Source organism: Stenotrophomonas maltophilia group sp. vghtpe118 (genome assembly GCF_052605195.1).
In genome coordinates this window covers 2875731-2898239 of the sequence record NZ_CP199672.1, presented here as the reverse complement: position 1 = coordinate 2898239, position 22509 = coordinate 2875731, and the positions used below count along the sequence as shown (strand labels likewise).

Annotated in this window: 19 protein-coding genes; 7 read left to right on the top strand and 12 right to left on the bottom strand. The window is 67.1% G+C overall.

All coding sequences use genetic code 11. The annotated features are described in order from the left end of the window. Positions 1-148: 148 nt before the first annotated feature. On the bottom strand, positions 149-1558 hold the full coding sequence (glnA, locus tag ACUDTM_RS13150; protein ID WP_005420964.1) for a type I glutamate--ammonia ligase: 1410 nt from the start codon (positions 1556-1558) through the stop codon (positions 149-151). 223 nt (positions 1559-1781) lie between these two features. Here glnA and ACUDTM_RS13145 point away from each other — a divergent pair, with 223 nt between their 5' ends. The 3 genes from ACUDTM_RS13145 to ACUDTM_RS13135 all read left to right on the top strand — a co-directional run bounded on the left by ACUDTM_RS13145 (position 1782) and on the right by ACUDTM_RS13135 (position 4100). Continuing rightward, positions 1782-2576, top strand: a complete 795-nt coding sequence (locus ACUDTM_RS13145; RefSeq protein ID WP_065195965.1) for an undecaprenyl-diphosphate phosphatase — start codon at positions 1782-1784, stop codon at positions 2574-2576. Positions 2577-2649: 73 nt separating this feature from the next. Continuing rightward, positions 2650-3474, top strand: coding sequence for an META and DUF4377 domain-containing protein (locus ACUDTM_RS13140; protein ID WP_005420968.1), 825 nt, complete (start codon positions 2650-2652; stop codon positions 3472-3474). A gap of 167 nt (positions 3475-3641) precedes the next feature. Further along, positions 3642-4100: an META domain-containing protein gene (locus ACUDTM_RS13135; protein WP_072167381.1), complete on the top strand. Its 459-nt coding sequence runs from the start codon at positions 3642-3644 to the stop codon at positions 4098-4100. Positions 4101-4226: 126 nt separating this feature from the next. Here ACUDTM_RS13135 and ACUDTM_RS13130 read toward each other — a convergent pair whose 3' ends face one another. The 9 genes from ACUDTM_RS13130 to ACUDTM_RS13090 form a co-directional block, all read right to left on the bottom strand. After that, positions 4227-4838 (bottom strand): YbhB/YbcL family Raf kinase inhibitor-like protein, encoded by a 612-nt coding sequence (locus ACUDTM_RS13130; RefSeq protein ID WP_088496479.1) that lies wholly within the window; start codon positions 4836-4838, stop codon positions 4227-4229. Positions 4839-4848: 10 nt separating this feature from the next. Further along, the gene (locus tag ACUDTM_RS13125) at positions 4849-6918 is read right to left on the bottom strand and encodes a tetratricopeptide repeat protein (protein ID WP_072167383.1); all 2070 of its coding nucleotides are present in this window, start codon (positions 6916-6918) and stop codon (positions 4849-4851) included. Positions 6919-6974: 56 nt separating this feature from the next. Beyond that, positions 6975-7964 (bottom strand): YheT family hydrolase, encoded by a 990-nt coding sequence (locus ACUDTM_RS13120; protein ID WP_050562730.1) that lies wholly within the window; start codon positions 7962-7964, stop codon positions 6975-6977. Between the two features lie 52 nt (positions 7965-8016). Then, positions 8017-8808, bottom strand: coding sequence for a lysophospholipid acyltransferase family protein (locus tag ACUDTM_RS13115; protein WP_061479384.1), 792 nt, complete (start codon positions 8806-8808; stop codon positions 8017-8019). Positions 8809-8926: 118 nt separating this feature from the next. After that, the gene (locus tag ACUDTM_RS13110; RefSeq protein ID WP_049414459.1) at positions 8927-9361 is read right to left on the bottom strand and encodes a hotdog fold thioesterase; all 435 of its coding nucleotides are present in this window, start codon (positions 9359-9361) and stop codon (positions 8927-8929) included. 10 nt (positions 9362-9371) lie between these two features. Next, a complete protein-coding gene (locus tag ACUDTM_RS13105) occupies positions 9372-11426 on the bottom strand; it encodes a phospholipase D family protein (RefSeq protein ID WP_188218174.1) in 2055 nt (684 codons plus the stop codon). Next, positions 11423-12040: a YceI family protein gene (locus tag ACUDTM_RS13100; RefSeq protein WP_065178694.1), complete on the bottom strand. Its 618-nt coding sequence runs from the start codon at positions 12038-12040 to the stop codon at positions 11423-11425. Before ACUDTM_RS13100 ends, ACUDTM_RS13105 begins: the two co-directional genes overlap by 4 nt. A gap of 4 nt (positions 12041-12044) precedes the next feature. Next, positions 12045-12521 (bottom strand): SixA phosphatase family protein, encoded by a 477-nt coding sequence (locus ACUDTM_RS13095; RefSeq protein ID WP_061479387.1) that lies wholly within the window; start codon positions 12519-12521, stop codon positions 12045-12047. Between the two features lie 49 nt (positions 12522-12570). After that, entirely contained in the window at positions 12571-13200 is a 630-nt protein-coding gene (locus ACUDTM_RS13090) for a ParA family protein (protein ID WP_005420986.1), read from the bottom strand. Positions 13201-13323: 123 nt separating this feature from the next. Here ACUDTM_RS13090 and ACUDTM_RS13085 point away from each other — a divergent pair, with 123 nt between their 5' ends. Continuing rightward, positions 13324-14808, top strand: coding sequence for an AAA family ATPase (locus ACUDTM_RS13085; protein ID WP_088496481.1), 1485 nt, complete (start codon positions 13324-13326; stop codon positions 14806-14808). A 563-nt stretch (positions 14809-15371) separates the two neighbouring features. Here the strand turns inward: ACUDTM_RS13085 and ACUDTM_RS13080 are convergent. Then, on the bottom strand, positions 15372-16007 hold the full coding sequence (locus ACUDTM_RS13080; RefSeq protein ID WP_061479389.1) for a tetratricopeptide repeat protein: 636 nt from the start codon (positions 16005-16007) through the stop codon (positions 15372-15374). A 172-nt stretch (positions 16008-16179) separates the two neighbouring features. On the opposite strand from ACUDTM_RS13080, the gene ACUDTM_RS13075 reads away from it, so the two are divergent. The 3 genes from ACUDTM_RS13075 to ACUDTM_RS13065 all read left to right on the top strand — a co-directional run bounded on the left by ACUDTM_RS13075 (position 16180) and on the right by ACUDTM_RS13065 (position 21675). After that, positions 16180-19866, top strand: a complete 3687-nt coding sequence (locus ACUDTM_RS13075) for an indolepyruvate ferredoxin oxidoreductase family protein (RefSeq protein ID WP_445391353.1) — start codon at positions 16180-16182, stop codon at positions 19864-19866. Between the two features lie 226 nt (positions 19867-20092). Beyond that, positions 20093-20347 (top strand): helix-turn-helix domain-containing protein, encoded by a 255-nt coding sequence (locus ACUDTM_RS13070; RefSeq protein ID WP_227836869.1) that lies wholly within the window; start codon positions 20093-20095, stop codon positions 20345-20347. A gap of 2 nt (positions 20348-20349) precedes the next feature. Next, entirely contained in the window at positions 20350-21675 is a 1326-nt protein-coding gene (locus tag ACUDTM_RS13065) for a type II toxin-antitoxin system HipA family toxin (RefSeq protein ID WP_072167388.1), read from the top strand. Here ACUDTM_RS13065 and ACUDTM_RS13060 read toward each other — a convergent pair whose 3' ends face one another. Further along, positions 21676-22290 (bottom strand): DUF938 domain-containing protein, encoded by a 615-nt coding sequence (locus ACUDTM_RS13060; RefSeq protein ID WP_005420993.1) that lies wholly within the window; start codon positions 22288-22290, stop codon positions 21676-21678. It abuts the gene before it with no gap. Between the last annotated feature and the right edge of the window lie 219 nt (positions 22291-22509).

Here is a 22509-nt window from a genome sequence, read left to right as displayed (position 1 = left end):
TTTCAGCGGACCGGCAGTCCGCTGTACTGCAGCGGGCCAGCGACCCGCTCTACAACGGCGGGCCTGCGCCCGCCTTGCGGCTCCCCAGCCGCGAGAACGGAGGCGATGGCGGCGGGTGGGAGGGGGAACCCACCGCCATCGCGCCCGGTCAGCTGGCGTAGTACAGCTGGTATTCCAGCGGGTGGGTGGCCGCGCGGAACTTGGTCACTTCCTGCATCTTCAGCGCGATGTAGCCGTCGATGAAGTCATCGCTCATCACGCCGCCGGCCTTGAGGAACTCGCGGTCCTTGTCCAGCGCTTCCAGCGCCTGGTCCAGCGAGGAGCAGACCTGCGGGATCAGCTTCTCTTCCTCCGGCGGCAGGTCGTACAGGTCCTTGTCGCTCGGTGCACCCGGGTCGATCTGGTTCTTGATGCCGTCCAGGCCGGCCATCATCAGCGCGGTGAAGGTCAGGTAGCCCGACTGGATCGGATCCGGGAAGCGCATTTCGATGCGGCGCGCCTTCGGGTTGGAGACCCACGGAATGCGGCACGACGCCGAACGGTTGCGGGCCGAATAGGCCAGCATCACCGGCGCCTCGAAGCCCGGCACCAGGCGCTTGTAGCTGTTGGTGCCCGAGTTGGCGAAGGCATTGATGGCCTTGGCATGCTTGAAGATGCCGCCGATGTACCACAGCGCCAGCTGGCTCAGGCCACCGTAGCCGTCACCGGAGAACAGGTTGGTGCCGCCCTTGGACAGCGACTGGTGCACGTGCATGCCGCTGCCGTTGTCGCCGACGATCGGCTTGGGCATGAAGGTGACGGTCTTGCCGTTGCGGTGCGCGACGTTCTTGATGACGTACTTCATGCGCAGCAGCTCGTCGGCCTTCTGCACCAGGGTGCTGAACTTGGTGCCGATCTCGCACTGGCCGGCGGTGGCCACTTCGTGGTGCTGCACTTCCACTTCGATGCCAACCTGTTCCAGGGTCTTGCACATTTCCGCGCGCAGGTCGTGCAGGGTGTCGGTCGGCGGGACGGGGAAGTAGCCGCCCTTCACGCCCGGACGGTAGCCGCTGTTGGCGCCGTCATACTTGGCGCCGCTGTTCCACGCCGCTTCTTCCGAGTCGACCTTGAAGAAGGTGTTGCCCATTTCGTTGGCGAAACGGACCGAGTCGAAGATGAAGAACTCCGGCTCCGGGCCGAAAAACGCGGTTTCGGCGATGCCGGAGGACTTCAGGTAGGCCTCGGCACGCTTGGCGATGCCGCGCGGGCAGCGGCCATAGGCCTGCATGGTGGCCGGATCGAGGATGTCGCAGCTGATCACGATGGTCGGATCGGCGTAGAACGGATCGACGTACGCGCTGGACGGGTCCGGCAGCAGCACCATGTCCGATTCGTTGATGCCCTTCCAGCCGGCGATCGAGCTGCCGTCGAACATCTTGCCTTCTTCGAACAGCGACGGTTCGACGATGCTGACCGGGAAGGTGACGTGCTGCTCGACGCCACGCATGTCCACGAAACGCAGATCGACGAACTCGATCTGGTTGTCCTTGATCAGCTTCTCAACGTTTTCCACGGACATCGGTACGACCTCGGATGGGGATGAATGCCTGCTGAGGTACAGCAATGACCGTGCCAACTTTTTGATTCCCGCAAGTTGTTGATTTCAATATGGCTGCTCCGCGCCGGTGCAGAACGGTGCGCACCAAACCGGTGCACCCGCCATCAGACGCACCCGTTTGGTGCAGCAGGGATCGTCTATCCTCTCGACCTCCTTCCTTCCGCCGCCCGTGCCCGCACCGTCCATGTCCGACCTGCTCTCCGCCCTGCTGCTGGGCATCCTCGAAGGCTTGACCGAATTCCTGCCGATCTCCAGCACCGGCCACCTGCTCATCGCCCAGCACTGGCTGGGTGCCCGCTCGGACTTCTTCAACATCGTCATCCAGGCTGGCGCGATCGTGGCCGTGGTGCTGGTGTTCCGCCAGCGCCTGCTGCAGCTGGCCACCGGCTTGAACCAACGCGAGAACCGTGAGTACGTGTTCAAGCTGGGCGCCGCCTTCCTGGTCACCGCCGTGGTCGGCCTGGTGGTGCGCAAGGCCGGCTGGTCGCTGCCGGAGACGGTCAGCCCGGTGGCCTGGGCACTGATCATCGGTGGCGTCTGGATGCTGCTGGTGGAGGCCTACACCGCGCGCCTGCCCGACCGCGACCAGGTGACCTGGACCGTGGCGATCGGCGTCGGCCTGGCGCAGGTGGTGGCGGGCGTGTTCCCCGGTACCTCGCGCTCGGCCTCGGCGATCTTCCTGGCCATGCTGCTGGGCCTGAGCCGCCGCGCCGCTGCCGCCGAGTTCGTGTTCCTGGTCGGCATTCCCACCATGTTCGCCGCCAGCGCCTACACCTTCCTGGAACTGGCCAGGGACGGGCAGCTGGGCAGCGAGAACTGGACCGAGGTGGGCGTGGCCTTCCTTGCCGCGGCCATCACCGGCTTCGTCGTAGTGAAGTGGCTGATGGGCTACATCAAGTCGCACCGGTTCACGGCCTTCGCCCTCTACCGCATCGCGCTGGGCGCGGCGCTGCTGCTGTGGTTGCCCTCCGGCAGCTGAACAGCACTGGGGCACGGTAACCCCATGGCCGGCCCCACCCCGTTTCCCCCACGGTTCCCCAAGGAGAATCACCATGAACCGCAAGCTCACCCTGCTCCTCCCGCTGGCCCTGATGGCCGCCTGCAGCCAGACCCCGGCCCCGGCCGGCAATGGCGGCGACGACGTGGCCCCGGCCGCGACCAAGGCAGCGGACCAGCAGACGCTGGCGCACCTGGATGCGCAGCGCCTGCAGAGCCAGCACTGGCTGCTGCAGCAGGCCACCGGCGCCGACGGCAAGCGCATCGACGCGCTGTTCGCCCGCGAAGACAAGCCGGTCACCCTGGACTTCGCTGATGGCCGCCTGTCGGTCAGCAACACCTGCAACCGCATGGGCGGCGGCTACACCCTGGCCGACGGCAAGCTGACGGTCAGTGCGATGGCCTCGACCATGATGGCCTGCACCGACAAGGCGCTGATGGCGCTGGACGAAGCCGTGTCGAGCCGCCTGCAGGGCGAACTGAAGGCCGAGCAGGATGCCGATGGCAAGCTGACCCTGACCAACGCCAAGGGCGACGTGCTGGTGTTCAACCCGGAACCGACCGCTGAAACCCGCTACGGCGGCGCCGGCGAAACCGTGTTCCTGGAAGTGGCCGCGAAGACCGAGAAGTGCTCGCACCCGCTGATTCCGGACTACCAGTGCCTGCAGGTGCGCGAAGTGAAGTTCGACGACAAGGGCCTGAAGCAGGGTGAGCCGGGCAAGTTCGAGAACTTCTACGGCAACATCGAGGGCTACACCCACGAAGACGGCGTGCGCAACGTAGTGCGCGTGAAGCGCTACGAAGTGAAGAACCCACCGGCCGATGCGCCGTCGCAGGCCTACGTGCTGGACATGGTGGTCGAGTCGGCCATCGAGAAGTGATGTAGAGCCGACTGTTAGTCGGCTGGCTCTTGAAGGGCGGACGCGAGGTCGCCCTTCTTCGTGGTGGGTAGAGCCGGCCGCTGGCCGGCTGCCTTGCGGAGCACCGCCAACACACGGATGTTGCCGGCCAACGGCCGGCACTACCCGCATGCATCAGGGAGATCGGCATGAAGCACGTCCCCGCCCTCATCATTGCCGCGCTGCTGGCCATGTCTACGGATGTGGCCGCTGCCAGCACGCCCACCACCGGGCAGCTCGAGGCACATCCGTGGCAACTCGCGCGCGCCACCGACGCGCAGGGCCGGCGCATTGATGCGTTGTTCGTGCGCGGTCGACCGCCCTACACGCTGCGCTTCCAACCCGGCTACATGAGCGAGTTGAACCTGTGCAACCAGTCAAGCAGCACCTATCACCTGCAAGGTGACCGGCTGCTTCTTGAGGGCGGCATCATCACCACAGCCGCTTGCATGCGGGCCGAGGTGGCCGAACAGGAACGTGTCGCCGGCACGCTGGTGAATGCACGCGCAGAGATGACGCTTGCGCTGGATGAGCGTGGCCGCCTGCTGCTGCGCAATGCGCATGGCGATGTGCTGGTGTTCGCGCCGGTAGCCGGTACGGACGAATGAAAAGGGCGGCCGCAGGGTCGCCCGTCTTCGCCAGCGGTAGAGCCGGCCGCTGGCCGGCTGCCACGGGCGAATGCAGCAACACACGGACGTGGCCGGCCAGCGGCCGGCACGACCCGTTATGCAGCCTCAGCCCAGCGCCGGATTCAACGTGTAGGTGCCGTGCAGTGCCGCTTCGGCCAGCACGTGGCCGTGCATGGCCCGGTACGCGTCGGCGGCGGTGAAGCGTGCCGGCAGCTGCAGCGATGCCACGTCCAGCGCGAACACGCGGAAGAAGTAGCGGTGCACGCGCTCGTCATTGAACGGCGGATAGGGGCCGTCGTAGCCCAGGTAGTCACCGGCCATGTCCGGGTTGCCGGCGAACCAGCCGGTGAAGTCGTTCAGGCCCTGGCGGCTGCCGGCCGGCCCGGCCGGCGTGGTCTTGCCCTTCACCACGAAGCCGTCGCTGCAGCTGCCTGCGGCAATCTCGCGCACCGAAGCCGGAATATCGGCCATCACCCAGTGCACGAAATCACAGCGGGGCTGGTCGCGTGGCACGCTCATGTCGGTGCGGCCGACCGTCTCCGGCACGGTCGGCACGTCCGGATCGACGCATACCAGCAGGAACGAACGGGTGCCATCCGGCACATCGCTCCAGGCCAGGTGCGGATTGCGGTCCGGTGCGAAGCCCGCGGCATCGCCTGCGGCGAATTCGCGGTCGATCGGTGCACCGTTGGTCAGGCTGTGGCTGCTCAGTTGCATCGGCGTGTCCTCACTCTTCCGGGTAACCCAGGCGCACCGCGATCGGGGTGAGCTTGGCGAAGGCGGCGCTCATCACGTCGCGGTAGTTGCGCCAGTGGCCCGGCGGGAAACGCGGCGCGCCCAGCTGCGCGGCCGGCGGCATCGGCCGCTCGAACAGTCGGCCCAGCAGTTCGGCCATCGCCTGCGGATCGTTGCCGATCTGGTCGATGCGCAGCAACACCTGCGGGTACAGATCGTCCTCGTGCAGGGCGGCGACCTGGGCCAGCGCGCGCGCCAGCCATTCGCTGGCTTCGGCCAGCGAGGTCATCGCCAGCGGCGCGGCCGCACCGTAGGCCACCCAGTCCAGCAGCATGTCGCGCGGATCGCGCAGCACCACCAGCAGGCGGCCCTGCGGCAACTGCGGGCGCAGCGCCCACAGCAGCGCGTTGTCCCACCACAGCAGCCAGTCGATGATCGCGTCGTCCTGCACGCCGCGCGACGGCAGCTGTTCGCGCCAGCGCTGCACCAGCCGCTCCGGCGTCAGCACGCCCGAAGCGAGGTCCTGCAGCGTGTGGTAGTTCTGGAACGCGTCGTCGGGTGCGTTGGAGGTATAGCGGTCGCTGCGCAGTACCGGGCTGGCCGCAGCCAGGCCGGTCGCCACGCGCTCCACGCCCGACCCCGGCGCACCCCACAGGAAGATCGGTGCGGAAGTGGCATCACCGTCGATCTCGCCCTTGTCCGGCCAGCTCGGCGGTGCCTTGGCCTGCGGCGGCAGCGGCAGGCGCTGCGGGGCCTGGTCGGCCTGCAGGGCAAGCCAGGTCTGCAGCGCGTCTTCGTGCTGCCCGGCGCGATCCTGGATCTCGCCCAGCCAGGTGCGCAGGTCGGCACGGTGGCCTTCCGGCGCCATGCCGATCAGCGCCTGCACGCGGGCGACGGCAGCGGCCGGATCGCGCTGGAGGAGGCCTTCGACCAGGCGGGTTTCGCCACTGACACGGCCCGGTTCGAGGCTGACGATACGCTCGGCGATCGCTTCGGCCTGCGCGTGTTCGCCCACCATGTCGTGCAGCCGCAGGCGCGCTTCCAGCGCCGGCAGGTGGCCCGGCATCGCGTCCATCCAGCGCTCGACCGTGGCGGCGGCGGTGGCACTGCCGACCTCCTCCACCGCCAGGCGTGCCAGCCACAGGTCGTGCAGCTGCGGGTGCTGCTCCAGGGCGGCATCCAGGCGTGCGCGGGCCTCGTCTTCGCGACCCAGGCGCTGCCAGGACATCAGCAGCAGCTGCAGCACGTCGCGGTCATCAGGCAGCGATTCCAGCAACGGCAGCAGGTGTTCCAGCGCCTGCAGCGGCTGGCCGCTGCGCAGTGCCAGTTCACCAGCCAGGCGGCGCATCGAAGGCGTATCCAGGCCTTCCTGCTGCAGCGCGATCTGCATCGCTTCTGCCGCAGCTTCCAGGTTGCCCTGGCGCATGGCCAGCTGCACCACCAGGCCATGCAACGAGGCGATGGTCGGGTTCAGTTCCAGCACGCGGCGGAACGCCTGCTCGGCGAAGGCCAGCATGTTCTTGCCCAGGTAGGCGAAGCCCAGTGCGTAAAGCACGCGGATGTCGTTGGGCAGGGCCTGGTTGGCGGCCGACAGCAGCGTCAGCGCGCGATCGGCATCATCGCGGCGCAGCGCGATCATGCCATCGATGGTCAGCAGCTCCGGGTGGTCCGGCTCGACACGCGAGGCCAGCGTGGACAGGCGCTGCGCTTCATCGAAATCGTTGCGACCGATCGCCAGGTGGGCCTGCATCAGGTACGCGGCGAATGCGTTCGGGTCCAGCCCGGTGGTGCGCGTCAGTGCTTCGCCGGCGCCGTCGAACTGGCGCAGGGCCAGCAGCAGGCCGGCGTGCTGCAGGTGCAGCTGGGCGTTGTCCGGGGCCAGCTGCAGCGCCTGCTGCAGGGCTTCCATCGCGTCCTCGGCCTTGCCCTGCTGCTGCAGCGCAAGCGCCAGCCAGCGGTGGGCCTCGGCCTGGCCGGGTTCATCACGGGTCCACGCCTGGGCCAGCTGCACGGCCTGGTCGGCCTCGTTCTGGCGCAACGCTTGGATGATCTGGTCTTGCATGGCGGTCCGGTTCAAGGGCAAACCCGCATTGTAGCGGCCTGCGCGCCCGTGCCGGTTCAGCCTTGCAGCACGCGCTGCAGGCGCTGCGCCACCCAGCGCTCGGAGAAGCCGTCACCGCGCCAGTTTTCCAGGAAGCCACAGTGTCCGCCCCAGCTGGCGGTTTCCAGATGCGCCTGGTGCGGCAGCTGCCAGTCGCTGAAGGTCGCGTAGGGGATCACCGGGTCGTCCTGCGCCATCAGGATGTCGGCAGGCACCTGCAACGTGGACAGCCGATCGCCGGCAATCGAGTAGCCATCGAAATAGGCCTGCAACGAACCGAAACTGGTGTGGCGCTCGACCAGCCAGGCAGTCAGCGCGCGGATGTCCAGTTTCAGTACGCGGTCGTCGCAGTCGCTCAGTTCGGGGAACAGGTCGCGCTTGCGCCGCAGCGAACCGGCCCACTTGCGGCGGAAGTACCAGTCGTACATCGCCGGGCCGTTCTCGATGCTCTCCATGGTCAGCGCCGGATCCAGCACCGGGCATACCGAGGCCACGCGCAGCAGCGGCACGCCGGCCGCTGGCGCGCGCAGGGCCAGGCGCAGCACGAAGTTGCCGCCCAGCGAGTAACCGGCGGCCACCAGCGGCAACTGCGGCCAGCGCTGGGCGATATCGCCCGCGGCATGCACCACTTCGTCGATCAGGTTGGAGTGGAAGATGCCAGGGTTGAGATGATGGGTATTGCCGTGGTCGCGGAAATTCAGCCGCACCACGTCGAAGCCCTGTTCGAGCATGCGCGCGGCCGCCATGCGCATGTAGCTGGATTCGGCGCTGCCTTCCCAGCCGTGCAGCAGAAGGGCCATGCCTTTGGGTTCGCGGCCTTCGATGTGGCTGTGCCAGCCTTGCAGGCGCACGCCATCACCGCCGTCGAGGATCAGTTCTTCGCTGATCGCACCGGTCGCGGCCAGCAGCAGCAGGCCGCGCTGCAGGCGCATGCGGCTGGAGCTGAGCATCGACTGCAGATGCGGATTGCGCAGCCAGCGCGGCGGCTGGTAGTCAGCCGCGTGCAGCGTCGGCGTGCCGGCGTCCAGGACGGGTGGCGGGATCAGGGCCACCGCACCCTCACTCGGAGCTCATGGCCGCCACGATGCGCGCGCGCGACGTCTCCGCGATGCGCCGACGGCCTTCCAGGTCCTGCGCACCGATCGGTGCCAGGAAGTGCACTTCTGCACGCCGCGCCGGCTCACCGAGCAGGCGCAGGAAATTGGCGAAGAAACTCTCGCCGGGGCCGAACGCGACAATGGTCTGCGCATCGCCCTTGAGCCCGTACACCAGTGCCACCGGCTGCACCGGCACGCCGGTTTCAACCGCGGCCTGGAAGATGCGGGCATGGAACGGGCCTACTTCGTGGCCGCCGCGGGTGCGCCCTTCCGGGAACACGCCCACCGCCTTGCCTTCGCGCAGGCGATCGGCCATCACCTGCATCACGCCACCGAGCGATTCGGTGTTGCCGCGCTGGTGGAAGATGGTCTGGCCACGCGCGGCCAGCCAACCGACCAACGGCCAGCTGGCGATCTCGCGCTTGGCGACGAAGCCCATCATGCGCTGGCTGTGCAGGATGCAGATGTCGACCCAGCTGACGTGGTTGGCGACGAACAGCACGGCGCCGGGCAACGGCGTACCGATCTGCACCAGGCGGAAGCCGAAGATCCACATCAGCCCGCCCTGCCACCAGTTGACCACTTTGGCCCCCAGGGTCGCCTCGCCCACGCGCAGTTCGCCCCACGGCCGAAGCATGCCGATCAGGATGAGCGGCAGGAACACAACGATGTGGACCAACAGCAGCGGTACGCGGTACAGGTAACGGCACACACGCGCCACGCCGCCGCGGGGGGCCGGAGTGGGGGAAGTCATCCGCGCACGATACCGGAGGGCCGTCATCGCTGCCAGCCGATTTAGGCCATAACACCCATCGACCGGGGCAATCGGCGGGGAACGCTGGGTTCCGCTGCCGTCACCGGCCGTCCGGGGCTCAGCCGTGGCCGGCCGCCACCACCGCCAGGGTCAGCCGCGAGATGCACACCAGGCGGCCCTGCTCGTCCTCGATGCGGATCTCCCACAGCTGGGTGCTGCGGCCGACGTGCAGTGCACGTGCGGTGCCGGTCACGGTGCCCGAGCGAACGGCGCGTACATGGTTGGCGTTGATCTCCAGCCCCACGCAGATCTGTTTGGCCGTATCCACGCACAGGTTGCCGGCGCTGCTGCCCAGGGTCTCGGCCAGCACCACCGACGCGCCGCCATGCAGGATGCCGTAGGGCTGGCGGGTGCGCTCGTCCACCGGCATGGTGGCCTGCAGCCAATCGTCGCCGGCCGCGCTGAAGACGATGCCCAGCGACTCGATCGCGGTGTTGCGGCTGAGCGTGTTGAGCTGCTCGAGGGAAACGGCTTCGCGGAACACCAGGGTCATGCGGGCACCTTCAGAGGATGGGAACGAGGCCGGCGCCGAATGCAGTGAGCATGCGGACCAGCAGCCATTTCGGGCCGACATTGACCTCGGGGAAATCGCCCACGGCGACATAGCAGCGGTGGAAGTCCGGGTCCTGCCGGGGCAGCGGCCGCGGACAGTCCGGGCCGGGCTTGAACTCGTAGTCGGTGGCATAGCGCCACGGCCAGAAGTCGAGGATCGGCAGTGCCTCGGAGGCCTTGCCGACGCTGTAGTTGAGCCCGGACAGCACCGGCGGCTTGGCCCGCGGCGCCACCGTCCACGAGTTCTGCGGGTGGATATCGCGCAGGATGCTCTCGGCCAGCTGCTCGGCGAAGGCCGGGTCATCGATGATCACCGCACCTTCGGTGTTGTAGTTCTCGCTGCGCGGATCGAAGTTGTGGGTGCCGACCACGCCGATGCGGCGGTCGACCACCAGCGACTTGGCATGCAGGCCCATGCGCGCGCCCTTGCGGGTGACCGGCAACGGCTTGTTGACCGCCTTGCTGCCCAGGAAGGAGGGCCGGGTCTCGGTGCGCAGCAGGCGGGTCTCGACCTCGCTGCCGGCCGCGCGGCGGCGCTCGCGCGCGTTCTGGTAGGCACTGCCGGTGCGCGGGTTCACCGCCAGCTGCTTGCCGGTGGGTGCCGGATGCTCATCGCGATCGCGGCTGTCGCCGGCATTGCTGCCCGCGGCGCTGCCGCCGATCAGCGGATTGCGCCCGCCGTCGTCGTCACCCCCGGGCGCGGCGATCGGATCAGGCAGCAGGTTGCGGTAGTCGACCGGTGCATCCAGCGGGAACGGCTTGTACTCGAAGATGTTGAAGCCCAGTTCGCGCATGTTGCGCCGCTTGTACTTGTACGACAGCGCATACACGATCGGGTTGTCGGTGGCGGCCAGGCTGTTGCTGGACACCACCACCCGCGGCGGCTGCGGGCGCTTGCGCAGCTCGCGGAACAGCTTCTGCGCCGGCTTGGACAACACCAGGTATGGCGTCTGCAGGATCACTTCCTCCTGCGCGCCGGCGATCAGCGCATCCAGCTGCGGCTCGGTCACGTGCTGGCCCGCCAGTGGCGCATCGGCCTTCTCGCGCCGGTGCTTGCGTGGCAGGTCGGCGACATAGCGCACCGAGGCCACCGGCAAGGCGGTATCGACGAAGGAACGGCTGACGAAGTCCATGTCATTGGCTTCGGCACTGACCCGCTGCACCCGCTCGGGGCGGCGGAAGCTGGCCGGCGGCAGGGTCGGCACGCCCTCGCGCAGCAGGGTGCGGCCGACATCGTTCAGGCGCTCGGCCGGCACGCTGCGCCTGGCATGCCAGAAGGCATCGAAGTTGGCGGCCATCGCCCGCGCCTCCGGGCCGGCGATCAGCACGTCGCGGTCGCGGAAGTTGTACTCGCGGTCCCAGTCGTAATAGTCGTCCTGGTAGTTGCGGCCACCGACCACGCCGATCGCATCGTCGATCACCAGCAGCTTGTTGTGCATGCGCTGGTTGAAGCGGCGGAAGCAGCACAGCACGCTGCCGGCATAGTCGAAGTAGTTCAGCCGGGCCTTGCCGAAGGTCGGGTTGTAGACCCGCAGCTGGAAGTTCTGGTGCGCGCCGGACAGCGCGCCGAGGATCTGCAGGTCGGAGATCGCCGAGAGCTGGTCGATCAGCACGCGCACCTTCACCCCGCGCCGCGATGCAGCCAGCAGCTCGTCGATGACCAGCCGGGCGCTGTCGTCCTTGTCGAAGATGTAGGTCTGCAGGTCGATGCTGCGGGTAGCGCTGCGCAGCAGGTTCAGGCGCGCCACCAGCGCACCTTCGCCCTCGTCGAGCAGGGTGGCGTAGTGGCGCGGCTGTTCGGGGGTGGATTCGGTGAACGCCCGGCCGGCCAGCGCACGCAGCGGTGAGTCCTGCGCGCAGCGGTCGGCGCGCTGGCAGCCGACCACGGTCGAGCGCGCCTGCACGGCGATCGCTTCGGCACGGTCGCGCTCGGCATGCGAAAGCGATGCACAACCGCTGCCCAGCAACACCGTTGCCAGCGCCAGTATACGCAGCAGGAGGTTCACGGTTTCGGCGCCTCGCTCAGGCGCGCACGTAATACGAAGGTCACTCGGTCACTCAGGGCTAGCTGCCAGCTGTCCATTCCATACCGGCCTCGCTGCACGGTACCGCGGCTGACGACATCGCAATCATAGCCGGGTCGGGCGCACTCCGCCTTCTCGACCCGCAGCGACTCGGGATGGCTGACGCCGCGCAGGGTCAGCCGGCCGTTGATGTCGCCACCCTGTTCCACCGTCTCCGGCCAGTATGGCAGCGAGTCGAACTCGACCACCGGATGGCGCCCTGCATCGAAGAACTCTTCGCCGCGCATCCAGCCGGTGTAGCGCGCCTTGCCAGGGATCTCCACCGAACGGGTGAACATCTTCAGGTGCACCTGGTGGCGCCCGTCGGACAGGATCTCGATGCGCCCCTCGAAGTGCGGGAATACGCCTTCGATGCGCTGGCCGAAACGGGTCCGCACCTCGAAACCGATCCGCGAGCGCTGGGTATCCAGGCGCATTACCCGCGGTGCTTCGGCGGACACCGGCGGCAACGGCGTTGGTGGGGGCACAGCGGCCCAGGCCGGGCCAAGCGCCAGCAACGCGGGCAGCAGGAAGCGGCTGCGCCGCGCCTGGCTCATCGGATCACGGCCACCAGAACGCGTTCAGGCTGGCCACGCCCGGCTCGATCGAGACCTCGCGCGGGAAGCCGAGGACGGCCACGCCGCCCGGCGGCATGCCGCGGTAGTCGCTGCTGGTGCCGTCGGTCATCAGGGCCACCAGCTGCTCCAGGCCCGGGTTGTGGCCCACGATCAGCACCCGGTCCAGGTCGCGACGCTCGTCCACCAGCGCCGCCAGGGTGCCCGGGGTGGCTTCGTAGATCCGGTCTTCCAGGCGCTTCTCGACATAGCCGATGGCCGTCATCACCGCTTCCAGGGTCTCACGGGTACGTCGCGACGGCGAGCACAGCACGCAGTCCGGCAGCAGCTTGTTTTCCTTCAACCACTTGCCGGCGGCTTCAGCTTCGGCCAGCCCCACCGGCGACAGCGGCCGGTCGAGGTCGGCCTGGCCGGAAACGGCGGGTTCGGCATGGGCATGGCGCAGCAGGATCAGTTCACGCATCGCGGGTTTCCATGGAGAGGAGGATGCAGCAGGAGAAGTGAGGCAGGCATCAAAGCTTGAGCCAGGACAGCAGCGGCTCCCAGTCGGCCTGGTGTTCGCGCACCTGGGCGGAGCGATAGTCGAACAGGCTGCGGCCCAGGCCGGTCATGACCACGTAGCTCTGGCTGTCACGCAGCTGCGCGACCACCGGGTACGGCCATTCGGCCAGCATCTGCAATGCCTGCTGCGAGGTCTGGGTCCAGGGTTTGGTGCGGTTGAGGACCAGCCCTACCGGCAGCTTGCGGCTGTGCACGCGCGGGTTCTGGGCCAGGCTGTTGAGGAAGCCGACGATGGCTTCGATATCCAGCGCCGAGGGCAGCACCGGCACCACCACGGCGTCGGCCGCGTCCAGGAAATGGGGGATATCGTCGGCCAGCGCGCCGGCGGGTGCATCGATGATGACGGTATCGGTACCGTCGGGCAGCTTCTGCGCCCACTGCTTCTTCCGATACACATCGATGGGGAGCACCGCGCTTTCCAGCCCGGCACGCCGTTGTGCCCAGCGGGTGCTGGAGCCCTGCGGGTCGGCATCGGCGATCACCGTGGCCTTGCCCTGCAATGCCGCGTACGCGGCCAGGTGGGTGGCGACGGTGGTCTTGCCCACCCCGCCCTTGGAACCGGCCACCAGGATCGTCTTCATGCCAGCCTCGCTTCCGGGTACGTGCCCCGAGCGTACACCGGCGGTGGTGACGGGAGGTAGCGCCGTGCTGAACCCGTGGCCATCGCCTTTGCTATCGTGGCGCCCCCGAAGGATCGAACCGGCATGAGCGAACTGCAGGACCTGAGCGCACTGATCCGCGCCAATACCCCCCTGATCGTCATCGAGACCCAGGACGAGGGGCGCATCGTTGAACTGTTCCGGCAGACGCTGATGCACGTGTGGCGGGCCCTGCACCGCTGGTCCATCACCGAGGGCCTGCGCCGCATCGACCTGGACCGCGAGGATCCGCCGGTCGGCCCGCCCGATGCCAGCGCCGCGCTGCAGATGATCCGCCAGGCTGATCAGCGCGGTGTCTACCTGCTGCTCGATTTCCACCCCTACCTGGGCTATGCCAGCCACCAGCGCGCACTGCGCGACCTGATCCAGCGCCGCCACAGCGAGCCGCACGTGCTGGTGCTGATCGGCGCCAAGGTCGAGCTGCCGGCCGAGCTGGAAGCACTGGCGGTGCGCTTCAACCCGCGCCTGCCCGATGCCAACGCCCTGCTGAAGATGCTGCGCGAGGAGGCCGACGCCTACGCACGCGAGCACGGCGGCCGCCGTGTCGAGGTCGACAGCGAGGCGGTGAAGAAGATCCTGAAGAACCTGCAGGGCCTGAGCCTGGTCGATGCCCGCCGCATTGCCCGCCAGCTGATCTACGCCGATGGCGCGCTGCGCGACGACGACCTGCCGCAGCTGGCACGGCTGAAGTTCGAGCTGCTCAACCGCAGCGGCCACCTGTTCTTCGAGCACGACAGCGCACGCTTCGGCGACGTGGCCGGCGCCAACCGGCTCAAGCGCTGGATCAGCCAGCGCCGGGTGGCCTTCATCGCCGGCTCGGCACCGGCCGGCCTGGACCCGCCGCGCGGCATGCTGCTGCTGGGCGTGCAGGGCTGCGGCAAATCGATGCTGGCCAAGGCCACCGCCGCCGGCTTCGGTGTACCGCTGCTGCGCCTGGACGTGGGTGCGCTGTACAACAAGTACCACGGCGAGACCGAGGCCAACCTGCGCCAGGCGCTGGCCTCGGCCGAGCAGCTGGCGCCCTGCGTGTTGTGGATGGATGAGATCGAGAAAGGCTTGGCCAGTGGTGGCGAGGACGGTGGCGTATCGCGCCGCGTGCTCGGCTACCTGCTGACCTGGATGGCCGAACGCAAGGCGCCGGTCTTCATCGTCGCCACCGCCAACCAGGTGCACGAACTGCCGGCCGAGCTGCTGCGCAAGGGCCGTTTCGACGAGATCTTCTTCGTCGACCTGCCCCCCCCCGAAGTGCGCGTGGAACTGCTGCGGCTGCACCTCGGGCGACGCCAGCTCAATGGCGACGACTTCGCGCTGCCGGCGCTGGCGGCCGCGGCGAATGGTTTCTCCGGCGCGGAGATCGAGCAGGCGATCGTGGCCGGACTGTACGCAGCGCACGCCGAAGGCCGGCCGCTGGACACCGAGCTGCTGATGAATGAGATCCGCACGACGCGGCCGCTGTCGGTGCTGATGGCCGAGCAGGTAGAGGCACTGCGGGCATGGGCGTCGGGGCGGACGGTTTCCGCGGACGATTGAGGTTCCCGCGAACGGCGCAGCCCCTCGTGGCGGCTGGTTGGCTGTGAACATCAAAAGCCGCGCTTGGCTGGCTGCTTTTTGTCGAGCCGAGCCCACGCTCGGCTGCCTTTCGATCAGATATCGGATACTCGATTCCGATGCAGATTCATCCACGCATGGCGTGGATCTACCGTGTCGCCCAAGGTCGACACCTACCAACAGCAGCGTCGAACCGTCAGAGGTGGGGCGGTGTGGGTTGGCAGGACCGTTGGCGCCATGGGCCCGAGGCATGCGTCGGGCGGGTTGGTCAGGACGCCCAACCCCGGTCTTGCCGTGTGCGCAGGACTGCGCACACGAGCAAGGCGCCATCGAGCCCCCATGGGTGAGGGCGCTTTGCTTGCGAAGCACTGCTTCGCAAGCGCCCGAACGCCCAGCCTCCAGCGGCTGGGCCGGGCCGCGGAGCGGGGTTTACGGCGTGTCCTGCCAACCCACACCACCCCGCCATCCCGCGGATTGCCCGCTGTTGCTGTTGCTTCGGCTGTTGCTTCTGCGGGTGCCGGGTGCAACCCGGCCGCCCCCTACCCTCAGGGCCAGGCCGGCGGCGCGGCCGCCCACGCCTGCTGCACTTCCGCCAGCGAGGCACGCTCGTCGTCTCGCCACAACGGCAACAACTGCGCATAGCGGCTGCTGTCGCTCCATTGCGTCGGCTCGGTACGCACTGCGGCGGCATACCACTGCACCGCCTCCTGCTTCCGCCCGGCCCGCCACAGCGCCAGCGCATAGGTCGGTGGCAACCAGCCCGGCTTGCTCAGCGAACCACCGGCAGCGGCCTGCCATTGCTCCAGGGCGGCTTCGGGCTGGCCCTGACGCAGCAGGTCCCAGCCGTAGTTCCAGCGCACGCCACGGCCCAGGCTGCCCTGCACCGGCGCATCCTTCAGCGCTTCGCGATACAGCTGTTCACCCAGTTCGGTACGGCCCTGGGCAATGGCCACCGACGCCAGCTGCACGGTGGCCTCCACGGTCCGCCGGCCGCGCTCGCGCTGCTTGAGCAGCTGCGCCACCAGCTCATCCCCGTCGGACTGGACCACGATCATGGGCACGGCGGCCGCATCGCTGTCGAAGTAGAACTCCTGTGGTGCCGGCACCGCCGGCGCGGCCCACACCGGGGCCGTTCCCGAGACCAGCAACATGCTGCCCAGGATCTTTCCTGCAACTGACATCCCTTCTCCCCAGGCCGCAACCGCAGCCCCCTCTCTCTCTCTCCCCGATCCTAACCCCAGCATGGCCGCCGGCGCGAGTGCCGGGGCGGCCGGGCCTCGCTGCTACAATTCGCGCCTTTCCCGCCGCGTGCCTGCACGCGGCCGGTGCCAGCCGATCCTGACCGGGCCAGCCATGACCAGTACCGCGCAACTCACGTCGCCCTCCTCCACCGACCTGATCGACCGTGACTACACGCTCGACCACAAGTACACCCGCAACGAGGGGCGGATCTACCTGAGTGGCGTGCAGGCGCTGGTGAAGCTGCCGCTGATGCAGCGGCTGCGCGACGCGCACGAAGGCATCGACAGCGCCGGCTTCGTCAGCGGCTACCGCGGCAGCCCGCTGGGCGGCTTCGACCTGGAGCTGTGGCGCGCACGCAAACACCTCGACGCGGCCAAGGTGAAGTTCACCCCCGGCCTGAACGAGGACCTGGGCGCCACCATGGTGTGGGGCACCCAGCAGACCAACCTGTTCCCCGGCGCCAACGTGCAGGGCGTGTTCGGCATGTGGTACGGCAAGGGCCCGGGCGTGGACCGCTGCGGCGACGTGTTCAAGCACGCCAATGCCGCCGGCACCTCGCGCTACGGCGGGGTGCTGGCACTGGCCGCCGATGACCATGCCTGCCGCAGTTCAACCCTGCCGCATGGCAGCGAGGACGAGTTCGTCAGCGCGATGATGCCGGTACTGAATCCGGCCGGTGTGCAGGACATCCTCGACATGGGCCTGCTGGGGTGGGCGATGAGCCGCTATACCGGGCGCTGGGTCGGCTTCAAGACGATCGCCGAGACAGTCGAATCGTCGGCCTCGGTCGAGGTCGACCCGATGGCGCGCCGCATCGTGCTGCCGGAAGACTTCGAGATGCCGACCGGCGGGCTCAACATCCGCTGGCCGGACCCGCCGCTGGACCAGGAAATGCGCCTGCACCGCTATGCGGTGAAGGCCGCACAGGCGTTCGCCCGCGCCAACGGCATCGACAAGGTGGTGATGGACGCGCCGCGCGCGCGGCTGGGCATCGTCACCACCGGCAAGAGCTACCTGGACGTGCTGCAGGCGCTGGAATACCTGGGCCTGGACGAAGCCGCCTGCGCCGACATCGGCATCCGCGTGTACAAGGTCGGCATGACCTGGCCGCTGGAGCCGCAGGGCATCGCGCGCTTCGCGCAGGGCCTGGAAGACATCATCGTGGTGGAGGAAAAGCGTGCCTTCATCGAGCGTCAGATGAAGGAACAGTTCTTCAACTGGCCGGCCAGCTGGGGCCAGCGCCCGTCCATCGTCGGCAAGTATGACGAGACTGGCGAATGGATCCTGCCGTCCACCGGCGAGCTGACCCCGGCCACCATCGCCGGCGTGATCGGCCGCCGCATCCAGAAGTTCTTCAACAACGCATCGATCGAGCAGCGGCTGCAGTGGATGCAGGAGAAGGAAGCCGAGCTTGCGTTGCCGCGCGCCAGCTTCCCGCGCGTACCGCATTACTGCTCGGGCTGCCCGCACAACACCTCCACCAACGTGCCGGAAGGCTCGCGTGCGCTGGCCGGCATTGGTTGCCATTACATGGTGACCTGGATGGACCGCAGCACCGACACCTTCACCCACATGGGCGGCGAAGGCGTGACCTGGGCCGGGCAGGCGCCGTTCACCGATACCCCGCACGTGTTCCAGAACCTGGGCGACGGCACCTACTTCCACAGCGGCTCGCTGGCGATCCGCCAGGCGGTCGCCGCTGGCGTCAACATCACCTACAAGATCCTCTACAACGATGCGGTGGCGATGACCGGCGGCCAGCCGGTGGACGGTCCGCTGAGCGTGCCGGACATTGCAAAGCAGATGCGCGCCGAAGGCATCCACACCATCGTGGTGCTGTCGGACAACATCGGCAAGTGGACCGGCCAGCGCGAGCACTTCCCCAGCGACGTCGAGTTCCATGACCGCAGCGAACTGGACGAAGTGCAGAAGCGCCTGCGCGAAGTAAAGGGTGTGTCGATCCTGATCTACGAACAGACCTGCGCGACCGAGAAGCGTCGCCGCCGCAAGCGAGGCAAGCTGGAAGACCCGCAGAAGCGGGTGATGATCAACTCGCTGGTCTGCGAAGGCTGCGGTGACTGCGGCAAGAAGAGCTTCTGCGTGTCGGTGCTGCCGAAGGAAACCGAGTTCGGGCGCAAGCGCGAGATCGACCAGTCCAACTGCAACAAGGACTATTCCTGCGTGAACGGCTTCTGCCCCAGCTTCGTCACCGTGCACGGTGGCCAGCCGCGCAAGGGCAGCAAGCGCGATGCGACCACGCTGCTGGACAACCTGCCGGCGCCGACCCTCCGCGACAGCCTGGAACAGCCCTGGAACATCCTGATCACCGGCGTCGGCGGTACCGGCGTGGTGACCATCGGTGCGCTGCTGGGCATGGCCGGCCACCTGGAAGGCAAGGGTGCAACCGTGCTCGACCAGACCGGCCTGGCGCAGAAGGGCGGCGCGGTGACCACGCACATCCGCATTGCCCGTCGCCCTGAAGACATCCATGCCGTGCGCATCGCCGCTGGCGAGGCCGACCTGGTGCTGGGCTGCGACATGGTGGTGGTCAACGATTACTGGGCGCTGTCGAAGGTCCGTGCCGGCCGTTCGCAGGTGGTGCTGAACACTTACGAAGCGATGCCAGGCACCTTCACCACCCGCCCGGACATGCAGTTCCCCGCCGCCGACATCATCGCCGGCGTGCGCGTGGCACTGGGCGGCCAGGAGCCGTTGCTGCTCGATGCCACCCAACTGGCCACCGCGCTGCTGGGCGATGCCATTGCCGCCAACCTGTTCATCCTCGGCTACGCCTGGCAGCAGGGCCTGGTGCCGCTCTCGTTCGAGTCACTGATGCGCGCCATCGAGCTCAATGGCGCCGCCGTGGCGATGAACCAGCAGGCGTTCGCCTGGGGCCGACTGGCCGTGGTCGATCCGCAGGCGGTGCAGCAGGCCGCCGGCCTGGTGCGCAACCGCCATACCGATACCGAATCCACCCCGGGCCCGCTGCATCCGCTGCCGCCAGGCGAGTGGGAGGGCAATGAATGGGGTGCCACTGCGGCACCGCGCAACACCGGCGACGAACGCGAACTGCGTGGCCTGCCCTCGCACGGTGGCGACGTGGCGTTCCTGCCGCTGGACGACGCCCGCCTGTCGCGCTCGCTGGATGAAATGATCGAGCGCCGCGCCGCGTTCCTGGTCGAGTACCAGGATGCCGCCTACGCCAGGCGCTACCGTGACCTGGTAGCGCGCGTACGCGCCACCGAAGCCGACCGCATCGGCGGTTCCACTGCGCTGACCGAGACCGTGGCGCGCTACCTGTTCAAGCTGATGGCCTACAAGGACGAGTACGAAGTGGCGCGCCTGTACACCAGCGGCGACTTCCAGCGCCGCCTGCAGCAGCAGTTCGAGGGCGACTACCAGCTGCGCTTCCATCTGGCACCGCCGCTGTTCGCGAAGAAGGACGAGCAGGGACGGCTGCTGAAGAAGGAATACGGCCCGTGGATGTTCAAGGCCTTCGGTCTGTTGGCGAAGCTGAAGTTCCTGCGTGGCGGCCGCTTCGATGTGTTCGGACGCACCGAGGAGCGCCGCATGGAGCGCAAGCTGATTGCTGATTACGAGGCGACGGTGCAGGTGCTGCTGGACGGGCTGGAGGACGACCGTCTGTCGCTGGCGGTGGAGATCGCCAGCATTCCCGAGCACATCCGCGGCTTCGGCCATGTCAAGGAAGCCCACTTCGCGCAGGCCAAGGCGCGGGAAGCGGCCCTGCTGGCGCAGTGGCGCAACCCGAAGGCGCTGCATATCGTGCAGGTGGCTTGAGAAAGGACGCAAGAAGCGGGGCAAGCTATAAGTTGCATTCCAAATAAGAAAGCTATAGGTTGCATTTCAAATAAGAAAGCTATAGGTTGCCTTACAACGAAGCAACCTATGGATTGCTATCGTCGAGCGCAGGGTACTGACTCGTTTGCAGCGGAAGGGCTTGTATCGGGGCGCCTACCACCCGCGCTCGCCTGACCAGCGCATCGCCGATGAAGGAGAAAGCTCTGTGGCAGTCAAGTTTGTTGTCCGAACTCCCCAACAGTTGGGCTCGCTCATGAAAGCGTTTCGCAAGCAGGCGGGCCTGACACAGACAGATCTTGGCAAACAACTGGGTATCAGCCGCCAAGCGGTGACAGCTCTGGAGCACGAACCAGAAACAGCTTCGTTTGGGCGCCTGATGAAGGTGTGGGCGGTACTAGGAATCGAGGTGACTCTACAGCAGGGCACGGAGCGCTCAAGCAATCAAGATATGGAATGGTAGCGATGAGTGAGCTAGCGATCTGGATGAACGGTGTAGAGGTAGCGAAATGGCAGCAGAACTCGAACAGCTCTCCGCGCCTTACCTACACCCAAAACTGGCTTGAGTCTGGTTCGCCACGCCCTATTTCCCTCTCACTCCCATTGCTGCCACTTGGTGAAAGTCACCGTGGACAGAAGGTTGTCGACTACTTCGACAACCTTCTTCCTGACAACAGCGAGATCAGAAGCAGGCTACGCGATCGCTTTTCAACCCGCTCAGCGGGAACCTTTGACCTTCTCGAGGCCATCGGTCGGGATTGCGTTGGCGCTGTGCAGCTGCTACCCGTTGCAGCCACACCCAACGATCTGCAGAGCATCCAATTCCGGCCATTGAATGAGGGCGAAGTTGCGGACATCCTGCGAGGAGTTACTGCACCCGCACTGCCAGGATCAAGGCACCATCCGAGTGACGAGTTTCGAATCTCTATCGCCGGTGCACAGGAGAAGACAGGGCTACTTCTGCACGAGGATCAGTGGTGTATTCCCATCGGCAGCACGCCTTCTACTCATATCTTCAAGTTGCCCCTAGGCCTGGTCGGCAACATGAGGGCAGACATGCACCAGTCAGTCGAGAACGAGTGGCTGTGCATGCATCTGCTTTCCGCCTTCGGAATTCCCGTTGCAGAGACGCAAATGGGACGTTTCCAGGACCAACGCGCGCTCATTGTTGAGCGATTCGACCGCCGTCTGTCTGCGGACCGCCGATGGTGGCTGAGGTTGCCACAGGAAGACATGTGCCAGGTCTTTGGTCTGCCCGCCGCCAGGAAATATGAATCGGATGGTGGCCCAGGCATCGTGGCCATCATGGATCTGCTTCGACAATCCGAGCATTCCGAGGACCGCGCGACCTTCTTCAAGACGCAGATTCTTTTCTGGATGTTGGCTGCAATCGATGGCCATGCCAAGAACTTCAGCGTTCACATTGAAGCTGGCGGCCGCTTCAGATTAACGCCCATCTATGACGTGCTTTCGGTCTACCCCATTCTCGGCCGCGGACCCGGCCAGCTGGAGCCTCGTGATGCGAAGCTCGCCATGAGTATCAACGGACGGAATCGACACCGAAGTCTGCTGGATATTCGACGACGGCATTGGAACGAAACAGCTCGCGTCTGCGGTGTAAGCGATGGCGCAGAACCATGGATCGAGACACTGCTGGAATCCGTGGAACCTGCCATCGCACAGGTCACGCGTCAGCTCCCGGATGATTTCCCTTCCAACGTGTCCGGACCTATTTTCCAGGGACTGCGTGCTGCTGCGGCACGCCTTTCCAGCATGGCACCGGAGGCCTGATCACCCCAACCGCCACAGCAGCAACCGGTTATTGGCCGGCATCGCCACGTCACCCAACCGGGTAAACCCGTTGTCGGCCGCCAGCGCCTGCACCGCTTCGCTGTCGCGGATACCGCTGCGCGGGTCGCGCGCCTTCAGCCAGGCATCGAACTGCGCATTGCTGTCACTGGTATAGCGGCCGCCATAGTTGAACGGACCGTAGATCGCCAGCAGCGCACCGTGACGCAACAGTGGCGGCAGCGCGCCGAACAGCACCTGCACGTACTCCCAGCCCATGATGTGCAGCGTGTTGGCGCTGAATGCGGCGTCGAACGTGCTGCTTTCTGGAAGGTCCAGGCCCGTCGCCGGTGGCAGCTCCACCTGCAGCGCCACCGGCGGCAGCAGGTTCAGCAGCGCGGCCTCCGCACGCCAGGCTTCGATGCCGGGCAGATGGTCCGGATGGTCGCTGGGCTGCCAGCGCAGCCACGGCCAGCGCTCGGCGAAGAAGGCTGCGTGCTGGCCGGTACCACTGCCGATCTCCAGCACCCGATGGCGGTCGCCCATCCACGGGTCGAGTGCGGTGGCGATGGGTTCGCGGTTGCGCTCGCAGGCTTCTGAATACGGCTTGCTCGACATCAGGACGGTGTCCAGGCGGGGTCGGCCCCATTGTGCACGAGGGGGTGTCTGCAGGGCTTGCAGCCCTGCACCCGCAGGAGCCGGAGCCAGAGCCAGAGCAACGTCAAAAGCTGGCATTCCGTGGGTTGGCGGGGTGGGCCCGGTTGCGGGGGGCGCCGTAAATACGTCCCTGTAGGCTCGGTCGCCGCATCCATGCGGCTCACGCCCCCGCAACCGGAC

Excerpts from the sequence above, each read along its gene's own strand:
- ACUDTM_RS13065 (WP_072167388.1), top strand. The coding sequence starts at position 20,350 with ATGAGTGAGCTAGCGATCTGGATGAACGGTGTAGAGGTAGCGAAATGG.
- glnA (WP_005420964.1), bottom strand. The coding sequence starts at position 1,558 with ATGTCCGTGGAAAACGTTGAGAAGCTGATCAAGGACAACCAGATCGAG.
- ACUDTM_RS13085 (WP_088496481.1), top strand. The coding sequence starts at position 13,324 with ATGAGCGAACTGCAGGACCTGAGCGCACTGATCCGCGCCAATACCCCC.
- ACUDTM_RS13130 (WP_088496479.1), bottom strand. The coding sequence starts at position 4,838 with ATGCAACTGAGCAGCCACAGCCTGACCAACGGTGCACCGATCGACCGC.
- ACUDTM_RS13125 (WP_072167383.1), bottom strand. The coding sequence starts at position 6,918 with ATGCAAGACCAGATCATCCAAGCGTTGCGCCAGAACGAGGCCGACCAG.
- ACUDTM_RS13075 (WP_445391353.1), top strand. The coding sequence starts at position 16,180 with ATGACCAGTACCGCGCAACTCACGTCGCCCTCCTCCACCGACCTGATC.
- ACUDTM_RS13100 (WP_065178694.1), bottom strand. The coding sequence starts at position 12,040 with ATGAGCCAGGCGCGGCGCAGCCGCTTCCTGCTGCCCGCGTTGCTGGCG.
- ACUDTM_RS13095 (WP_061479387.1), bottom strand. The coding sequence starts at position 12,521 with ATGCGTGAACTGATCCTGCTGCGCCATGCCCATGCCGAACCCGCCGTT.
- ACUDTM_RS13090 (WP_005420986.1), bottom strand. The coding sequence starts at position 13,200 with ATGAAGACGATCCTGGTGGCCGGTTCCAAGGGCGGGGTGGGCAAGACC.
- ACUDTM_RS13145 (WP_065195965.1), top strand. The coding sequence starts at position 1,782 with ATGTCCGACCTGCTCTCCGCCCTGCTGCTGGGCATCCTCGAAGGCTTG.
- ACUDTM_RS13060 (WP_005420993.1), bottom strand. The coding sequence starts at position 22,290 with ATGTCGAGCAAGCCGTATTCAGAAGCCTGCGAGCGCAACCGCGAACCC.
- ACUDTM_RS13080 (WP_061479389.1), bottom strand. The coding sequence starts at position 16,007 with ATGTCAGTTGCAGGAAAGATCCTGGGCAGCATGTTGCTGGTCTCGGGA.
- ACUDTM_RS13115 (WP_061479384.1), bottom strand. The coding sequence starts at position 8,808 with ATGACTTCCCCCACTCCGGCCCCCCGCGGCGGCGTGGCGCGTGTGTGC.
- ACUDTM_RS13110 (WP_049414459.1), bottom strand. The coding sequence starts at position 9,361 with ATGACCCTGGTGTTCCGCGAAGCCGTTTCCCTCGAGCAGCTCAACACG.
- ACUDTM_RS13140 (WP_005420968.1), top strand. The coding sequence starts at position 2,650 with ATGAACCGCAAGCTCACCCTGCTCCTCCCGCTGGCCCTGATGGCCGCC.
- ACUDTM_RS13135 (WP_072167381.1), top strand. The coding sequence starts at position 3,642 with ATGAAGCACGTCCCCGCCCTCATCATTGCCGCGCTGCTGGCCATGTCT.